Genomic DNA, 16,568 nt, shown 5'->3' on the forward strand with positions numbered 1-16,568 from the left:
TTTTTCAGTTCTACTTTCAGTATACTTTTATGCTTTCAGTCCTGTATTCAGTCCTGCTTTCAGTTCTACTTTTATACTTTCAGTTTTGTTTTCCTTATGGCTTCTTCTCTTTTTTCCGTGCGACCACATAGACCGGATGGTAAGTCAGGCTGACACATCCGTTTTCGCAGCTGAACCGTCCGGCATATTCGTTGCAGAAGGTTTGCAGGCGTCCTCGTGTCCATACTTTCTTTTCCGTACCGTTCACTCCGGTCTGTTTCAGGTGTTGCAACACTTGGAGAGGGGTGGCGAAGTGGAGGGTCACGGTCTCCTCCTCCACGTGCAGCGTCTCGAAGTACGGGCTGAGCAGATGGCATAGCTCCGCGGTTGGCAGGTAGTGAAGCCCGTTTCCCGTCAGGGCATGTATCTCCCGCATGTTTCCCGTTCCGAAGGTGCTGAAGGCGAGATATCCGCCTTCCGATAAGAAGCTGTGGCAACGGGCAAAGAACCTTCTGGGATTGCTGAACCATTGCAGGGTGGAGCAGGAGGTGATCAGTTCCGTATCCTTCGGGAACTCCAAGGTTTCGGCATCGCCGGAGACGAACTGTACGCCGTTCTGACACAGCAGGTCACCGAGACACTCTTTCATCTCCGGACATAAGTCGTTCAGCAGCAGGGCATCCGGTTGCAGCCGTTGCATCAATATCCTCGAATAGCTTCCGGTGCCGCATCCGAACTCTGCGATGCGGCGGAAAGGGAGGTCAGGCAACAGGCGCATCATCTTCTCGATGACTTGCTGCTGCACTTTGGCTTCCTGCGGATACGTGTTGCGTGCACGTGCAAACCTTCCGGCTATCAGTTGTTTATCCATGTTTTCTCTTTGCAATCTTCTCCTTTTTTGTAGGAAGTCCACTCTTTTTCCAGCCAGGTTTCAAACAGTTCCCGGTCGTAGTGTGCCTTGTCCGTATGGATAAGGAGATGTTTATCCGATAGGAAAGGCATGCTTATTTCGTCGCGTGTCCATGCCGTCTGCTGGTTGCCGGGGGGGATGATACGGTCTTCAGCGGCTACGATGGAGACGTCCCAGCCGAAGGGGTAAGCCTTTCCGGTGGTATATGCCGTTTCTATGGAAGCTAACTCTTCGCGCAACTCTTCCAGCGGTCTGCGTGGAGTGACGGCGAGGAACTCTCTGAATGCCTTGCTGTCCGCACACATGCGGCGGAGGAATTTGTGCAGGGATGCGTCCGTCAGCCCCTCCAATGTGCCCCGGTAGATGGCAGGCGGTATTCCCCGTTCTTCGTCGATGGGGAAGGGAGTGCCGTTTATGGCGATGCTCTTCCCTAAGGATAGGCGGAGATGTCCGATGGCTTTTGCATCAGCATCGGTAACGTTGTTTTTCGCATCAACATCGGTAACGCTGTTTTTTCCGTCAGCAATCAGCCTTCCCAATGTCTGCGATACGGCCCAGACCCCCATCGACCAACCTACGACATTCACTTGTTCGTAGGCTTTCAGCATGTCTGCATCAAATGACAGGTCTCTGTAGTCGTAGCAAATCATGAAGTCGCTTCCGGCGGGACGATACGCTTTGAACGGTGTTTCGTCCGCTCCCCATCCGGCAAAGAAGAGCAGTAGCCGAGGATTTCCTTCGTGTATGATGTATTTCTGTATCATATTGTTGTATGCTGTATCATATTGTTATATGGTATATCATAACTGTAGTATGCTGTATCATAACTGTTGTATGCTATATCATATTCTTATGTGATGTATCCCTTCCTTTATCCTATATGTTTTATCAATTCTTCCACTTCCTCTTCCGTGATGTCCGCCGTCAGCGAGAAGCGTATGCGCGATGTGCCTTCCGGTACCGTAGGCGGCCGTACGGGCAGGGCATAGAATCCGTGGCGTTGCAGGGCTTCCGCTTTCAGGATGGCGTCCGCGCTTGCTCCGGCAATCATGGGCACGATGTGGCTTGTGCTGGGACAGGCATATCCTTTCTCGGTCAAAGCGTTGCGAAGCATACTGCTGATACGTTCCAGATGCATTCTTCGGGCTTGGAAACCGGTCAGTTTCCGCACGATAAACAGCGTCCAGGCAATGTTGACCGGAGGCAGGGCGGTGGTGAATATAAATGTCCTCATCCGGTTCACCAGATACTCCCTTATGGCTCTCCGGCACACGATGTAGGCACCTGCCGATGCAGCCGCCTTGCCGAAGGTTCCTACCAGAAAGTCGATCTCTCCGATGCAGCCGCACTCTTCCGCGTAGCCCAGTCCCCGTTCGCCCCGCACTCCGAAAGCATGCGCCTCGTCCACGTAGAGCAGGACATTGTCGTACGCCTGCTTCAGTCGCACCAGTTCTTTCAGGTCTGCCGCATCACCGTCCATGCTGAACAGGCTTTCCGTCACGATGATGACTTGCCGATAGGCGCTGTGGTTTTCCGTCAGCAGGCGTTCCAGCTGTTTCAAGTCGTTGTGGCGGTAGCGGATGCAGCGTGCGGCCGACAACCGGATACCGTCTATCAGGCTGGCGTGCACCAGCTTGTCTGCCAGTATCAGGGTGTGTGCATCACTCACGGCGGGCAGTATGCCGGTGTTGGCATGATAACCGCTGTTGAACACCAATGCGGCTTCTGTGCCGAAGAGGCCGGCGAGTGTCTGCTCCAGTTCGTCGTAGATGCTGAAGTTTCCGGTCAGCAGGCGCGAAGAAGAGGAGGTGGGCAGGAAGCTGTCTGCCGTCAATCCTTGCAGGAACTCCTCACGCAGTTGGCGGTCGGCTGCCAGACCCAAGTAATCGTTCGAAGAGAGATTCAGCATGCGCCGTCCGTGTGCCTCGACGTATCGTCCTTCGTGCGTCAGGGCAGGGAGGGAGCGCAGGTTGCTGTGCTCTTCCAATATCTGCAACTCTTGTTGCATCTGTTCTATTGCATTCATTTCGTTGTAACTTTTGGGGAAGTTGACTTTCGTGAGTTAGATTCCCTTTGATTTTCGCGAGTTAGATTTCCTTTACTATCTTCATCAGTCCCCCTGTCAGTTTGCTCAGCTGTTCCGGTTCGATGATGAAAGGCGGCATGACGTAGACCAATCTTCCGAACGGACGCACCCAAATGCCCTCTTCCACGAAGCGGCGTTGCATCCATGCCATGTCTACAGGCTCCTTCATTTCAATCACTCCGATGGCGCCCAGCACTCTTACGTCCGCCACTTGCGGCAACTCCCTTGCTGGTTCCAGTTCGCGTCGTAGCTGCTCCTCGATGCGTGCCACTTTTCCCTGCCAGTCATATTCCGGCGAGGTGAGCAGGCGTATCGACGCACACGCTACGGCACACGCCAGCGGATTGCCCATGAATGTAGGTCCGTGCATGAATGCCCCCGGAGCATGGTTGGAGATGGTGTCTGCCACTCCGTTCGTAGCCAGTACGGCGGAGAAAGTCATATACCCGCCGGTCAGCGCCTTACCTATGCACATGATGTCCGGTTCCACGCCCGCATGCTCCCAGGCAAACATCTTGCCCGTGCGTCCGAATCCCGTGGCTATCTCGTCGAAGATCAGCAGCAAGCCGTATTCCCGACATATCCGCGCCGCTTCGCGCAAGAACTGCGGATGATAGAACCACATGCCTCCGGCACCCTGAACGATCGGTTCGAGAATAAGTGCTGCCAGTTCGTCGTGATGCTTCTCTACGATGTCGCGCAGCTCCTGCACATCCTCCTCGTGCCACTCCCCGCCGAAGCGCGAACGCGGACGGGAGACGAAATGGCGCACCGGCAGTGCCGGACCGAACAGCGAGTGCATGCCCGTCACTGGGTCGCATACCGACATGGCGTTCCACGTGTCCCCGTGGTATCCGCTGCGGATGGTGACGAAGTTGCTCTTCCGTGCCAGATGTTCCTGCTCCGGTGCCGACAGGCTTTGGGCATACCAGTACTGCACAGCCATCTTCATGGCCACCTCCACCGCCACCGAACCGGAGTCGGCATAGAATATCTTCTGCATCGAAGGAGGCACCAGCGGCAGCAACCGTTTGCCCAGTTCGATGGCAGGGTCGTGTGTCAGTCCGCCGAACATGACGTGCGACATCTTCCCCATCTGCTCCTGTAGGGCGGCATTCAGCACCGGATGGTTGTAGCCGTGCACCATGCACCACCACGACGACATGCCCTCCACCAGCGTCTGTCCGCTTTCGAGGGTGATGGTGGCGCCGTCCGCCCGTTTCACTTTATATACGGGCAGCGGGTTGGTCGTGGAGGTGTATGGGTGCCACAGGTGCTCCCGGTCGAACTGCGAGTCGCTGAACCGGTAGCCCGCATCCTCTATCAGGACCTTGTCTTCCGACACTTTCGAGCCGAGTGTGGTCAGCAGGTCGCCCACGATGGCGGAGTTGATGCCGACGTGCAGCGCTTTCTTCACGGCATCCTTCGACAGTTGCGAGCGTCCGCCGGCGAAGCGCAGGTATGCCGTGGGGTTGATGAACCGGAACAGGGCGATGGTAGTCAGCACTTCCTCTTCTGTCAGGGGCGTCTGTGCCTCCAAGGGGGTTCCGGGTATGGGTTGCAGCAGGTTGAGCGGTATGGAGCCGACCTCCAGTTCTTTCAGGGTGAAGGCAAACTCAATGCGTTGCGACATGGTTTCGCCCATGCCGATGATGCCGCCGCAGCAGATGTCCATGCCTACGCGACGGGCGGCAGCCAGTGTGCGCAGCTTCTCTTCCTGCGTATGCGTGGTGCACAGGGTGGGGAAGTAGCTTGGGGCGGTCTCCAGGTTGCAGTGGTAGCGTGTCACGCCGGCGTTGTGCAGTGCCCTCAAGTCCTCTTCGCTCAGCAGTCCGAGCGAGGCGCAGAGCTGTATGGAGCTTTTCCGGCGGATGTAGCGTACTGTTTCGCACAGTCTCTCCATGTTCTTTCCCGAAGGCTTCCGCCCGCTTGTCACGAGCGAGAAGCGGGCCACGCCTTGTGCCTCATTGTGGCAGGCATGGCGCAGGCATTCGTCTTCGTCCAGCAGGTCGTACACGTCGGCTTTCGTGTGGTAGTGTGCCGACTGTGCGCACCACTTGCAGTTTTCCGGGCAGCGTCCGGACTTGGCGTTGATGATGGAGCACATGTCGAACTCTTGTGACGCGCGTGCGACGGTTATCTGGTGTGCTGCTTCGTAGAGTGTTTCCTTGTCCGGTTCCACGGCCAGCCATTCGGCCTCTTCGCGTGTCAACGGGACATCTTGCAGCACTTTGTCTTTCAGTTCTTCTACAGTCATTGGTCTTTATTTTATAAAGAAGTGGAAAATGGAAAATGGAAAGGGGAAAATGGGGAGACTGGAAATCATTTTCCATTTTCACCTTTCCATTTTCCATTCCCTTTGTTTCGGACTGCAAATTTAGAGATAAATCGCAATTTTGCGAGGTCTGGGGGAAGAAAAGTGAGCCGAATTATTGTGTAATTACGGGAGAATCTCGTTGTTTGTAACGATGGTTGATTCGACTGCGGTTGTAAGCAACGGGTATAAACAGATGGGTGTAATAGTACCGATTTAATCAAATTGCCGTAAAAAAGTTACGGTACAATCAAAATAACACGTATCTTTGCAATCGGATCAAGTTGAAATAGATATGCTAACCAAATTTGCAGTTACGAATTATAGAGGATTTGCCAATCGTATTGAGTGGGATTTATCCAAGCCTGCCAATTATGAGTTTAATAAATCCGTGCTTAAAGATGGTGTTATAAAGAATGGCATCATATATGGTCCAAATGGATCGGGTAAGACGAATTTTAGTTTGGCTCTATTTGACATCGAGAACCATTTATCTCCGAAATGGAAAAAAATAGATTATTATGTGAATTTCATTTATGCAGGTAACAATAACGGAGTCGTAAAATTTGAATACACATTCAGATTTGGCAATGACACAATAGATTACATTTATGCCAAGAATGCTGTCGGGGTATTGATGGAGGAAAGTCTTTTTGTAAATAGAATGAATATCTTTGAACGGAAGGATAACTCATTTCGTATTGACAAGCAGCAGTTTCCTATGGATGAAAGTATAAAAAGGAACCTTGAGAGCAATGCTAATAATGTGTCTATAATCAATTTCCTGCTTACATCTTATCCGCTCAATTCAGCGCATTATTTGATCAGGCTCAATCGTTTTGTTAATTCCATGCTTTGGTTCAGGAATCTTGATGTCCGTGAATTTATCGGACTTGAAACAAATACGACAATGTTGGATGAGTTTATCATCGCCAATAACCTACTTGACGATTTCTCTGACTTTCTGCAGAAAGTCAGTGACCAGACTTTCTGGTTTGCTGCACACGATACTACAGATAGACAGATTCTTTGCCAAATAGATGAAAATAAAGTTCCATTCAGCTTAGTAGCATCAACAGGAACCCAGTCGTTACAGTTGTTGTATTTTTGGATGAAGCGCATGAACGAAGCTTCGTTTGTCTTTATAGATGAGTTTGATGCTTTCTATCATTTCCGCTTGGCTTTTGAGGTATGTAAGCGGTTGTTCGCGTTGGATTGTCAGATTTTCACATCGTCACATAATACATATCTGATGACGAACGATCTTTTGCGCCCAGATTGCAACTTTATTCTGAACAATAACAAAATCAAATGTTTGGCTGATTGTACAGACAAAGAATTGCGTTTTGGTCATAACATTGAAAAAATCTATCGGGCAGGAGCTTTTTATGATGAATAAAGAAAAAACGCTTTTTATCTTTGAGGGAGTCAAGACAGAGGATAGGCTTGTCGAGAAATTAGAACGTAATTTCTTGGGGGATAGACATGCCATAAAATGCGTATTCGATGCGGAGATATACCAATTATATCGTATCATCAAAGGAGAAAAAGAATTTTCAATTGACATAGTTTCTGTATTAAAGGAACGTACTGCCGAGAATGCCAAAATTCTAAAAGATTATAATCGAGACAGCTTTGCCTATATATATTTGTTTTTTGACTATGATGCTCACTCCACATTGGCGGATGATGATAAGGTAAGAGAAATGCTTTCCTTTTTCAATGATGAGACTGGAGAGGGAATGCTTTACATCAGTTATCCAATGGTAGAGGCCATACGTCATTTTAAGGATTTGGAAAGTTTCAAGTCGCTAAGAGTAAAATGTAAGCGCAGGAATTGTCCATACAAAGACGAGTGCCATGACAAAGACGAGTGTTTGAAAGAACCTCATTACAAGAGTGTCGCTGCTACAGACAGCAAGCCACAATTGTCAAATGTAAACTCATACACGGAAGATGTCTGGCGGGAACTGATTACGGCCCATTTATGCAAAGCTAACGATCTTGTCAATGATACTTTTACTTTGCCTGCTACTTTGATATCACAGGAAGCTATTTTTTCAAAGCAATTCGAGAAGCACATTTGTCATAAATGTCCCGAAGTGGCGGTATTAAGTGCATTCCCTCTTTATGTGTTAGATTATTTTGGATGCGTAAGAACCATTGCGAAGTTAAATCCTTGTTACACCAACATTCATGCTATTTCAACACCAGTTACTGATTTGCATTAAATACGATTTCTGATGTCAGAACTATTTTGAAAGCTTAGGATTGAGATGAATATCACCAATTACAGGAACTATATGTATAAGGAATCTTTGGTTTTTGGAATCATCTTTATCGTTTATACGAGGTGCGCGGGGAACTCCATGTTCACCGCTACCCGCAATGACAAGCTCACATTTATCCATATTGGTGAAGTCAATTTCTGCCTTATCCCTCCAGAACTCATGCAATTTAAGAGCTCGTTGGTAGCTGAGGACATCATTGTTGAAGTAATCATCAACGTGATAACTGTCGGAAGAAGCTTGTCCCTCGATAACAACGAGATACTTAATGTCTGTACGCAAAGAATCATTCTGCTGTAAGTTAAGTATTGTTTTCTTAATCTCTTCGCCTGCATCTATAATCTGTTGACGAATGGCGTTGGCTTTAGTCAGATTATATTCATCTGAGTTAGGATCATCTTGCAGAAGATTGTCAAGCGAGAATTTGCCCTTTTGGTAGTTTACTTGGATCTTGAAGATATGTTTGAGATACTCTTTGTTGAATTCGAAATATTCGGGATCAATGTTATCCACAGCTTTGTAGATTGCCATGATTTCCTCATATTTATCTTTAAATTCCTCCAGTTCGCGTTGCTTAATCTTGAAGCGGCTATATGATACGGCAAAAAGCACAAGCATAATAGCGAACAAAGTGGTCATAATATCCACGTAGCTTGGCCAAAACGCACTTTTATTATTGTGACTGTCCATAAGTAATATTATTTACGCCTGCCAAGCAGGCCCAAGAAACCACCACCACCGGAAGAACCCGTATCAGGATTCTTTTTAGCATCTTCAATAGCTTTATCAAGAAGTTTATGGATGGATTCAACTTCCTGGCGAGTAGTATCAAGTGTTTTGTTAACTTCTTCACGAGTGCTGTTAGAATGAATTGAAGTAAGCAATTCCTCTATCTTTTTCAGCTTGCCAAGCTGAGAGAACTCTTGTTGAATCTGATCGAGAGAAAACTTCTCCTCGATAGCATTGACGATTTCGCGGCGGCGTTCGAGTATTTCCTTTTTGAGACCATCGAGATTATTTTGAAATATTTCTGCATAAGAAGTAAAACTTTCCTCATATGTGCGACCGAGTTTAGCGATAGATTCAGACTGCATATGAAAGATATTTTCAAGATGTCCATCGGAAACTTCCATTGCTTCAACTGCGATTTCCTGCTTTTTCTTGATAGCGTTAACCGTTCGTTTGAGAGCTTCAATTTCGGTGTTGCCAAGAAGGTCTGTCTTCTCGATACTGCGTCCGAGAGCGTTAATGCTTTTCTCAAAGTCGGTAATACGGTCGAGTATCTGATTCAGTTTATTGGCGACATTGAGAGGTATTTCAAGTGACTCGTTGTAATGGCGTTGAGTATTTATCAGTTCAGTGCATGTATTCTTGATGGTGTTAATAGTACCCTCAAGATGATTGAGGCTCGTTGTAACGAGATTGAAGTTTTGCGAAGCTTGGACAAAGGCATCAAGAGATTTAACAACCTCGTGAGAGTGTAGGGTCTTTAGAAGTTGAGCTTGGAGGTCAACATTTTTGTTGATTTTATCCATATTTTTGCCCATGACACGTACGGCTTCGGAAACGACAGTGACATTCTGTTCAAAAGCACTGCCGAAACGTTGGGTACATGAATCAAAGGTGGATTGGAACTTGTTGATTACGCTATTGAAAGAAGGTTCAAAAAGATTGATCGTATGATGCAATTTATTCAGTGCGGCTACCATGCTGACGCCAAGGGTTGGCATAAGCTCATTCTGAATAAACTCATAGAAATCATTCTTGTCTTCACACACAATCTTTTGAGTCTTGGCTGCAAGATGATGAGTAATAGTAGTAAGGAGTAAACCAATGAAACTTGTAGACATTGAAACAAGGACACCAGAGATAAGATTACCGATGGTTTCATCGGTGATACCCTCTCCATTGGGCGAAGACCCCAAACCTATTGTGAAAAACAGCAGGCCGAGGAATACACCGATAAAAGTACCCATAAGACCCACGTATGTAGGGAATGCTATTCTTGAAGTTGCATTGTCGTACAGTACATTGATTTTCCGATCAGTCTTATTTTGAATGATCGAGAAATCCGTAGTGCCATGATTCTTTTTGGTGTATTCGTTCAGTTCTTTAATGAGGGCATGGAGATTGGAGCCTTCCTTGGCCACATCAGGGTTGAGTTGGGAGTCTTCTGCCTTGCCATATATTTCGTAATCTCTTTTCTTGGCAAAGAAATTACGTACTACTTTCAGCTTCTTCCGGTTGCTGATGAAGTAATAGAACTGAACGCTAAACGCAATGACAAAAGTCGCGATAGAGATAATCAGCGATGCGATAGATATACTTGACTGAAACATATTAAACTTTCTTATCCTCCTTAGTAAGTTTTAGTACGTTATCAATTATCGGCAAGAAGAATACCGAATCGTGGTAAATTTCGCTGTCATTGAACTTGTCAATGACTTGTTTCTTAAAGTTCTTCTCCAAAGAGTCTTGTGTACCGGACGAAATGAGGTTGACAATCTTGTTTGTGTCAACCTGCTTGTCAAGTTCACCCTTGTTTATGAGAATGCGCAGGAGGGCGGTGTATAGTTCATTGAACGATTCGAAGGTACTGAGAAGGTCACGACTAACTGAATGAAAGTCGTCTTTAAGCTGCTTGACATCTTTATAAACCTTATCGGAAACGCCTTGGAAGTTAAACTCTTCGGGAATATCGGCATCGGTGTTACGATAAAGTCCACCATAGCAAGTACATTCTTTACGGCTGTCGGGAAGAATGACCTGAATATCCTTGATGTTGTCATAAACATTCTTGAATATCGTGGCGACAAGTTCCTTGATGGTTGTTTTGTCGGAAGAAAGCAGACCGTCGATATAACGGCTACCGTTACCACAGAAAAGAACGGATCGAGGACAATCGAGTTCTTTGGCTTTATACATCTTCGCCATGAAGTACACGATTGAGGCGAAATGATAAAGGAATAGAGGCTTGTATGTTTCTTTCAGCTTCTTAGTGATTTCGCAACGGCTATCGTTGCTAAGCCAGAAGTTAATGATGTCCTTTGTGGAAGCCTCATTGCCTTTGCACATCTTGATATTGAGTTGTTCAAGCTCATCGGTATGCTCACCGAGATGAATAGTTTCAGCAAAACGTTGGTAGATGCCGTTCTCTCGGCTATTATCGAAGTCGTTGAAGCCATTACTCCAAAGCACATCACAACCGAAATGGACTGAGTTTGCGATTTTAGGTTTACCATTGGCAAAATAGATGAAGTCGCTTGAACCGCCGCCTATATCGACGATGGAGACAGCATCGACGCTGTTGAAAGAATCCTTTTTGTTGAAATAGTAATATGGAGCTTCCGATTCGGAAACACTGTCGATTTGTGAAGCTCCGATGTTGAAGAGAGCCTTCGCTTCTTCTTGCCAAATTGATGTATAGAGTTCTTTGATTGCACCCTTGAAGCTGAGAGGGCGGAACCATATCAACTTGGTTTTGGCAAGCTGACCGTTCTTTTGGAGAATGTCTGTCTTGATGATAAGGAGCAATTCGCGTATGAACAGGCGAAGTTCTTTTTCGTGACTGTCTTCCCACTTGATATCGGTGAGGATGGACTGGTTGCCAAGCCCCATGGACTTCTCATAGAAGAAAGCGATGTTACAGTTGTCGAATAGCGAGGGCTTGCTTTTATCGCCTTTCTGCACACAAAGAGCAGTGCGGATTGGGAAACGATAAACAGAACCGTCAATAAGAGTTGGGACGAACTCGCTATTGAAGTTCTTGCGACATTTGGGAGCAATAGCATTCTCGATAACCGACACGAGCGAATGTTGGGACGAACGCTTGAAGTCGTGGAGCAATGCCACCATCGGCTCTTCCATGTTTAATTGTTCGGGTTCGTTGTCGCAACCGGACTTGCTGCATGAGATATAAGTATTTGTTGTACCCAAGTCAACGGCATAAGTGTAGGCATCTTGTGTACTCTGGGCGCGTTTCCAATTCGGAAACAGTACGCCCTCGCAGGTTCCGCTGTCGAGGGTAAAGCGTAGACTGATGGCATCGAACTTGGAGTTGAATATCTCGTAGAACTTCGAGCCTGCATCAATCTCTCTCTCATCGTTCTGTTCGGAACGTACAACTGCAGGGCGAACACCGAATTTGGCATGAGTGTTATCCTTGTCTATTGTCTCGATTTCCTCGAAACGGTTATCGCTGTTTCGGCAAAAGAACGACATTTCCAGATTGTTGATAGATACGGGGCGGTAATCGGTTGTCGAATCGTTGACAACCGCCATTACTTTAAAGTAGTTGTTTTCACTTATGTTTGGCGAGAGGATGTTCGGGAATACTGCAAGGTTGAAGTTGATCTTCTCACGTTGCAAGTTCACGATGCGACCACGGGAACCGAAGTTGTCTGGATCAACAGAATACTCTTTGGTGTACTCCTGCCCCTTATATTTGAGGGTTACGATAACTTTGGTATTGGTTACTTTGCAGACGCACTGGAAATCGTCCTCAATAAGGGAAAGAGCTTCATGGTTGATGGGTAACATGAAGTCGTAATCTCTGTTATCGTTATCTTCACCGGCATAAGTCATAGGCTGATAGTACTCCTTTGACAGGCGGAACGGCAGACGGATAAGCGTATCATTGAAGAAGTTCACAGTGCTGAGACCAGAGTCCTTGCCGATAGGCAGGCCATTGATGACAAGCTCGTTCGAGTTATCGGACATAATGGGCTTGAATTGAGGTTGCCAATTGGGGGTGATATCCGGGTCTGTAATCCGGATTTGCTTGATGTAGTCGCGCAGTTCTTTCATCTCGTCGCCCAGAGTGGGCTTGTTAACGAGATGGAACATATAGTTCTTGAAATCCTTGTCGCGGGCATCAAACAAGCGAATATCGCGGAAGTATGTGCTGCCGGACTTACGGATGAGCGAAGGCATCTGCTGATAGCGTTTGCCCATAAAGGATGCGGTTCCGTTACCACGGTGATCTACTTTCTTATCGAGGTCAGGCGGAGTTACGAAGCCTGTAAACGGTGATGAAGCAGCGAGAAGAAAATCATTGCCCTTATCATCGACAAGCACCACAAAGAACAGGCGGTCGCCGGATGCTTTGAGGTCAGAGGAGAAGTAATCCTCGACTACACTGCCGAGGATAGGAACTTTTTCTTTTAGATTTTTCAAGTCGGTGGCAAGCTCCCATTCGCGAATGACGATTTTACGGGAGGTTCCCCAACGTCCTTCGTGGAATGTCTGATTGTAGAGAAGTTCAAAAATGTCGAGAGTATCTGAAACAAGGCGGTTATAGGCGTCTCCGGCGCTTTTCTTGGGATTCTTTACTTCTTCGAGGACACGGCGAAAAGCCTCCTTGACTACGAAGAAACGGGCAAAGGGGGTAGGGAGAGCATTCAACGCGCTACTGTTGTTCGTACGCTGCTCTGAGATTTTAGCGAGGTCTCCGGCAGTGATAGGCCCTTTCTCAGCTGTCCACTGCTGGCCTTTGAGCCCACGTTCGATTATATTGAGGTCAACACTACTCATAACATTTATATTATTTTAGAGGTATATTTATCGATGGCTTGATACGCGTAGTCAAGGAAACGACGGAACTTGATGGTATGGGTATCATCCTTATCCTTGTTACTTGCGCGTATCATATCCAACAAGTAATAGGACTCATCTTTTGCGTCAAGTGAGAAATCTTGAATCCAATTGGAGAGTTTTGCCCGACGCTTATTCGGGTCAGCGATGGCAAGCGGAGCGAATCCGCGTTTATTCTCTGCGAGTTCCTGATACCATTGCGAGAATCGGACAAGGAAGTTGCGGAGGCTGACGAAAGATTTGTCGGCATAAAAGTCTTTATTGAAACCGCGATTTATAGTAAGCGGGAATTGGCTCTCTTCGGGCAAGAAGTGAACCAATCTTGCGAGTAACATCATGTCGGCGACAGCTTTGACCACATCGTTATATGCATCTCCCAAAGAAGTAACCGTAAGAGATTCAGCATCTTCCTTGATAGCGCGGGAAAGTGCCTGTGGCTTGTCGGGTTTGTCGGTTTTGGAGAGGAAATCAAAGAGAGCGGTTGCGGCGACAAGTTCAATGAAATGCGCTTTGTCTTCTTGTTTCTTCTCATCGTTAGCGTAAGTGGTCTTCATGCCTTGCTCACCGATATAGTAAAGATAGTCTGACAGGACGCTGCTTTCATAGTAAGCGAGGGCAGACTTTGTTTTGGTGAGAAAGTTGGCTGAGTCGATGTCGCTATCGGTGGTAGAGGGGTCTTCAAGTGAGAAGTAGGGAAGAACCGAAACCGCTCCCATCATCGCATCCTTGACATTAGGATGGCCGGTAGATTGGCGTACTTTCTTTTCAAGGAGTGGATAGCCGGAGGCACCTGTACCGCCGAAAATGGAACTTATGATGAAGATACGGTCGCCTTTCTGGCAAGCGTTGCAAAACGCTTTGAACCAGTCGGCACCTTTGATCATTTCACCGAGCACGACAGTTCCGACATTTGGACTGCCTTTGAATCCTACTGAAAGGTCATTGTCCAAATTGGCTCGTGAGAACAAGGTCTGAACGAGGTAGTCGTTTACGTCCTTAGAATCGATTTTGCCAACATTGAGGTATTGCCCGAAAGAGCGTTTCTCGGCGATAGGTTCGGATATGTCGTTTTGCTGGCCGTTTAACTTGGCAAGATCAGTAATATCCGTGCCGAAGAAACCGCGTATCGGATTGAGGCGTTGGCCGTCACTGAGGATGATATTGTTGTAAATAGTTTCGTATTCACCGATAAGCGTTTGGAGGTTACGCTTTTCCTCTAAGTCTATGTGTGGGTCGATGAAGACAGGAACAATCGTATAGCCGTTGGCGTCCATACCTGCTGCAAGAAGCATGGTTATGGATTTCATCACGCGGAGTCCGGTACCGCCGATACAAAATACAAATACCCTTTTCATGATCTTCTGAATTTGAGGAATTTATAAGCATTGGTGCGGAACAAATTGCACCACACTAATGAGGTTAAGAAATAAAGAATAGCGCAATAGAGGGCGTTATTCAAGGCACAAAGCCAATAGAGGGAGGCCAGTCCTACCTTGATGTGAGTTTTGATACACACATATTCAATGGTGACAGTAACAATGAAAGATAGCAAGAATGCAATGAATGCCCACATGCCCCAGTGTTTAATTTTGTAATGACGCCCCGGCATTTCATTATATGTGCCATAATAAAAAATCGCGAGACCGATGCCGAGAACAGCAGTTATTATAAGCAGAATAGGTGAATACCCGTCAAGCTGCCGCCAAACCTGTTCCGCCTGAGCTTTCAACTGCTCGTTATGAGCAAAGTTCTGAAGGAACTTTCCCTTAGACATTAGGAGGAAAAATATTTTTATAATACCCATATTTAGTTGATTTTATTTCATTGGTACGAGGAAACAAGGATACGGACGGGAGTCTCATCGAAAGTATTGAGGCGGGCGTTGAAGCATCCTTCGATAAACTTGTTGAAAGAGAAAGAACCGGCAAGGTCTTTCTCTTGCTTCGCGTTGATGATGGTATGAAAGGCTATCGAATAACGCCCGTCAAAAGGTTTATTGGTAAATGTCCATTCGATTACTTCATCATCAAGTGCGACATTATATAATTTCACGAGATAGTCTGCATAAGACGCACGCTCGAAATCTCCTTTATAAGCATGATTGTCAACGAGATGCTCATTTCCAGTAAGAAGCTCGGCATCGACAGAAGAACCATAAACGGCTTTTGCCTTGAAACACTCTTTAAGGGCATCTGCATCAACGGCACTCCAAGGATAGCCGGTCATGTCTATGCGGACAATGAACGAACAGGTATCAGAAACTTCTGTATCGAATGTTGTAATTAAATTTTGGGGATGTTCAGCACTACGAATGCCGTTCTTGACACTTTCAATTGAATAAGAAGGGGTCTGGTAATTCATTGCCATATCACCGGAATCGACATAGGAATCGCTTGCTTCGCACCACCGGGCGATATCATTGCGGAGGGCAGCGACATTTTGGGAGTTACCAATGATAATGAAATAATAAGGTGAATTAGCTTCGGCAACTGAGCTGTTAGGCTTTAGAAATTCAGAATTAGCGCATACGAAGGCAAGCGAAACATTCGGATGAGTACCGATGACATTTCTAATCTGTTCTTGGTACTGGAGAAGTTCGGGGGCGGCAGTTTTGCCCATAGGGCTGTATTTCATGTCTGATACGAGAACTGCAGCTTCGTCTTTTGTAGTGTTGATGTTCTTAATGATATTATGAAGCATCGTGGGGACATGTGTGGACGAATTAGAAACAAATGATCCGGCATTCATTTTATTGCGGAAATTATCAAGAGTCACTTGTGTGTCAATATCACCATCATTAGACATGGGATAAACATTGCCATCGGCTATTGGAACAAGGCCGGAGAAAACCGACCACACGGTTTTCTTGAAGTTATTGGCTCGGTTGGCTCGGAAGAAGCCATTCATGCTTCCTGAGGTTTCAATATAGAGTTTGACAGACTTTGGGCGCTTGGGGGAGAACAGTACTATAGTAGTATCAAGCGGGGCACCAAATTCGTCAAAATGAGGGTCGTCAATAGAGTTTACATTGCGGCAGCACGAAAACAATGCTGTTGCACAAGTTATACCGATGAGAAGTACAAACAGGTAGAGGATAATCTGTCTATTCATAGAGGGGACTCCATGTATTTGTCCATGACCCTCTATGGACTTGTTAAACAAAAAAAAGCGCAGGATCCGTACCTTTACCCGTCCTGCTAATCTGTGGCTGTGGCTGCCGTCACTTCGTAGAACGAGTAACGCAGAGCCTACGCCGTATGATATGATACACCAAAGGGGATATGCCTATGAGGTATATCCGCCTAAGGGTATATAAACCATACCCGAGGCATCTACCGTTACTTCATTCCTGACGAAGTTTTGAAACTGCCACATTCCAGATTAGCCAAGAATCAAGCG

Annotated in this window: 12 protein-coding genes; 2 read left to right on the forward strand and 10 right to left on the reverse strand. The window is 46.7% G+C overall.

Annotated elements, in window-relative coordinates; translation table 11 throughout:
- Nucleotides 1–94 precede the first annotated feature (94 nt).
- The 4 genes from bioC to bioA all read right to left on the reverse strand — a co-directional run bounded on the left by bioC (nucleotide 95) and on the right by bioA (nucleotide 5,232).
- Complete coding sequence (gene bioC / locus QZ323_RS05150; RefSeq protein ID WP_294633362.1) at nucleotides 95–850, reverse strand: malonyl-ACP O-methyltransferase BioC; 756 nt, start codon at nucleotides 848–850, stop codon at nucleotides 95–97.
- Nucleotides 835–1,653 (reverse strand): pimeloyl-ACP methyl esterase BioG family protein, encoded by an 819-nt coding sequence (locus QZ323_RS05155; protein WP_294633364.1) that lies wholly within the window; start codon nucleotides 1,651–1,653, stop codon nucleotides 835–837. The genes bioC and QZ323_RS05155 overlap by 16 nt, the downstream gene beginning before the upstream one ends.
- A gap of 107 nt (nucleotides 1,654–1,760) precedes the next feature.
- On the reverse strand, nucleotides 1,761–2,915 hold the full coding sequence (locus QZ323_RS05160) for an 8-amino-7-oxononanoate synthase (RefSeq protein ID WP_294633365.1): 1,155 nt from the start codon (nucleotides 2,913–2,915) through the stop codon (nucleotides 1,761–1,763).
- A 61-nt stretch (nucleotides 2,916–2,976) separates the two neighbouring features.
- Nucleotides 2,977–5,232 (reverse strand): adenosylmethionine--8-amino-7-oxononanoate transaminase, encoded by a 2,256-nt coding sequence (gene bioA / locus QZ323_RS05165; RefSeq protein ID WP_294633367.1) that lies wholly within the window; start codon nucleotides 5,230–5,232, stop codon nucleotides 2,977–2,979.
- Nucleotides 5,233–5,584: 352 nt separating this feature from the next.
- On the opposite strand from bioA, the gene QZ323_RS05170 reads away from it, so the two are divergent.
- Both QZ323_RS05170 and QZ323_RS05175 read left to right on the forward strand, forming a co-directional pair.
- A complete protein-coding gene (locus QZ323_RS05170) occupies nucleotides 5,585–6,688 on the forward strand; it encodes an AAA family ATPase (RefSeq protein ID WP_294633368.1) in 1,104 nt (367 codons plus the stop codon).
- Complete coding sequence (locus QZ323_RS05175; RefSeq protein ID WP_294633369.1) at nucleotides 6,678–7,520, forward strand: hypothetical protein; 843 nt, start codon at nucleotides 6,678–6,680, stop codon at nucleotides 7,518–7,520. The genes QZ323_RS05170 and QZ323_RS05175 overlap by 11 nt, the downstream gene beginning before the upstream one ends.
- Nucleotides 7,521–7,541: 21 nt before the next feature.
- Here QZ323_RS05175 and QZ323_RS05180 read toward each other — a convergent pair whose 3' ends face one another.
- Genes QZ323_RS05180 through QZ323_RS05205 form a run of 6 tightly spaced genes read right to left on the reverse strand, consistent with a single transcriptional unit; the run spans nucleotide 7,542 to nucleotide 16,280 of the window.
- On the reverse strand, nucleotides 7,542–8,267 hold the full coding sequence (locus tag QZ323_RS05180) for a hypothetical protein (RefSeq protein ID WP_294633370.1): 726 nt from the start codon (nucleotides 8,265–8,267) through the stop codon (nucleotides 7,542–7,544).
- 8 nt (nucleotides 8,268–8,275) lie between these two features.
- Nucleotides 8,276–9,916, reverse strand: a complete 1,641-nt coding sequence (locus QZ323_RS05185) for a hypothetical protein (RefSeq protein WP_294633372.1) — start codon at nucleotides 9,914–9,916, stop codon at nucleotides 8,276–8,278.
- Nucleotide 9,917: 1 nt separating this feature from the next.
- A complete protein-coding gene (locus tag QZ323_RS05190; protein WP_294633374.1) occupies nucleotides 9,918–13,109 on the reverse strand; it encodes a hypothetical protein in 3,192 nt (1,063 codons plus the stop codon).
- Between the two features lie 5 nt (nucleotides 13,110–13,114).
- Entirely contained in the window at nucleotides 13,115–14,524 is a 1,410-nt protein-coding gene (locus tag QZ323_RS05195; protein WP_294633376.1) for a hypothetical protein, read from the reverse strand.
- Nucleotides 14,521–14,973, reverse strand: a complete 453-nt coding sequence (locus QZ323_RS05200; protein ID WP_294633378.1) for a hypothetical protein — start codon at nucleotides 14,971–14,973, stop codon at nucleotides 14,521–14,523. Before QZ323_RS05200 ends, QZ323_RS05195 begins: the two co-directional genes overlap by 4 nt.
- A 17-nt stretch (nucleotides 14,974–14,990) precedes the next feature.
- On the reverse strand, nucleotides 14,991–16,280 hold the full coding sequence (locus QZ323_RS05205; RefSeq protein WP_294633380.1) for a hypothetical protein: 1,290 nt from the start codon (nucleotides 16,278–16,280) through the stop codon (nucleotides 14,991–14,993).
- Nucleotides 16,281–16,568: the final 288 nt, after the last annotated feature.

The organism is uncultured Bacteroides sp. (assembly GCF_910585845.1).
Lineage (GTDB): Bacteria > Bacteroidota > Bacteroidia > Bacteroidales > Bacteroidaceae > Bacteroides.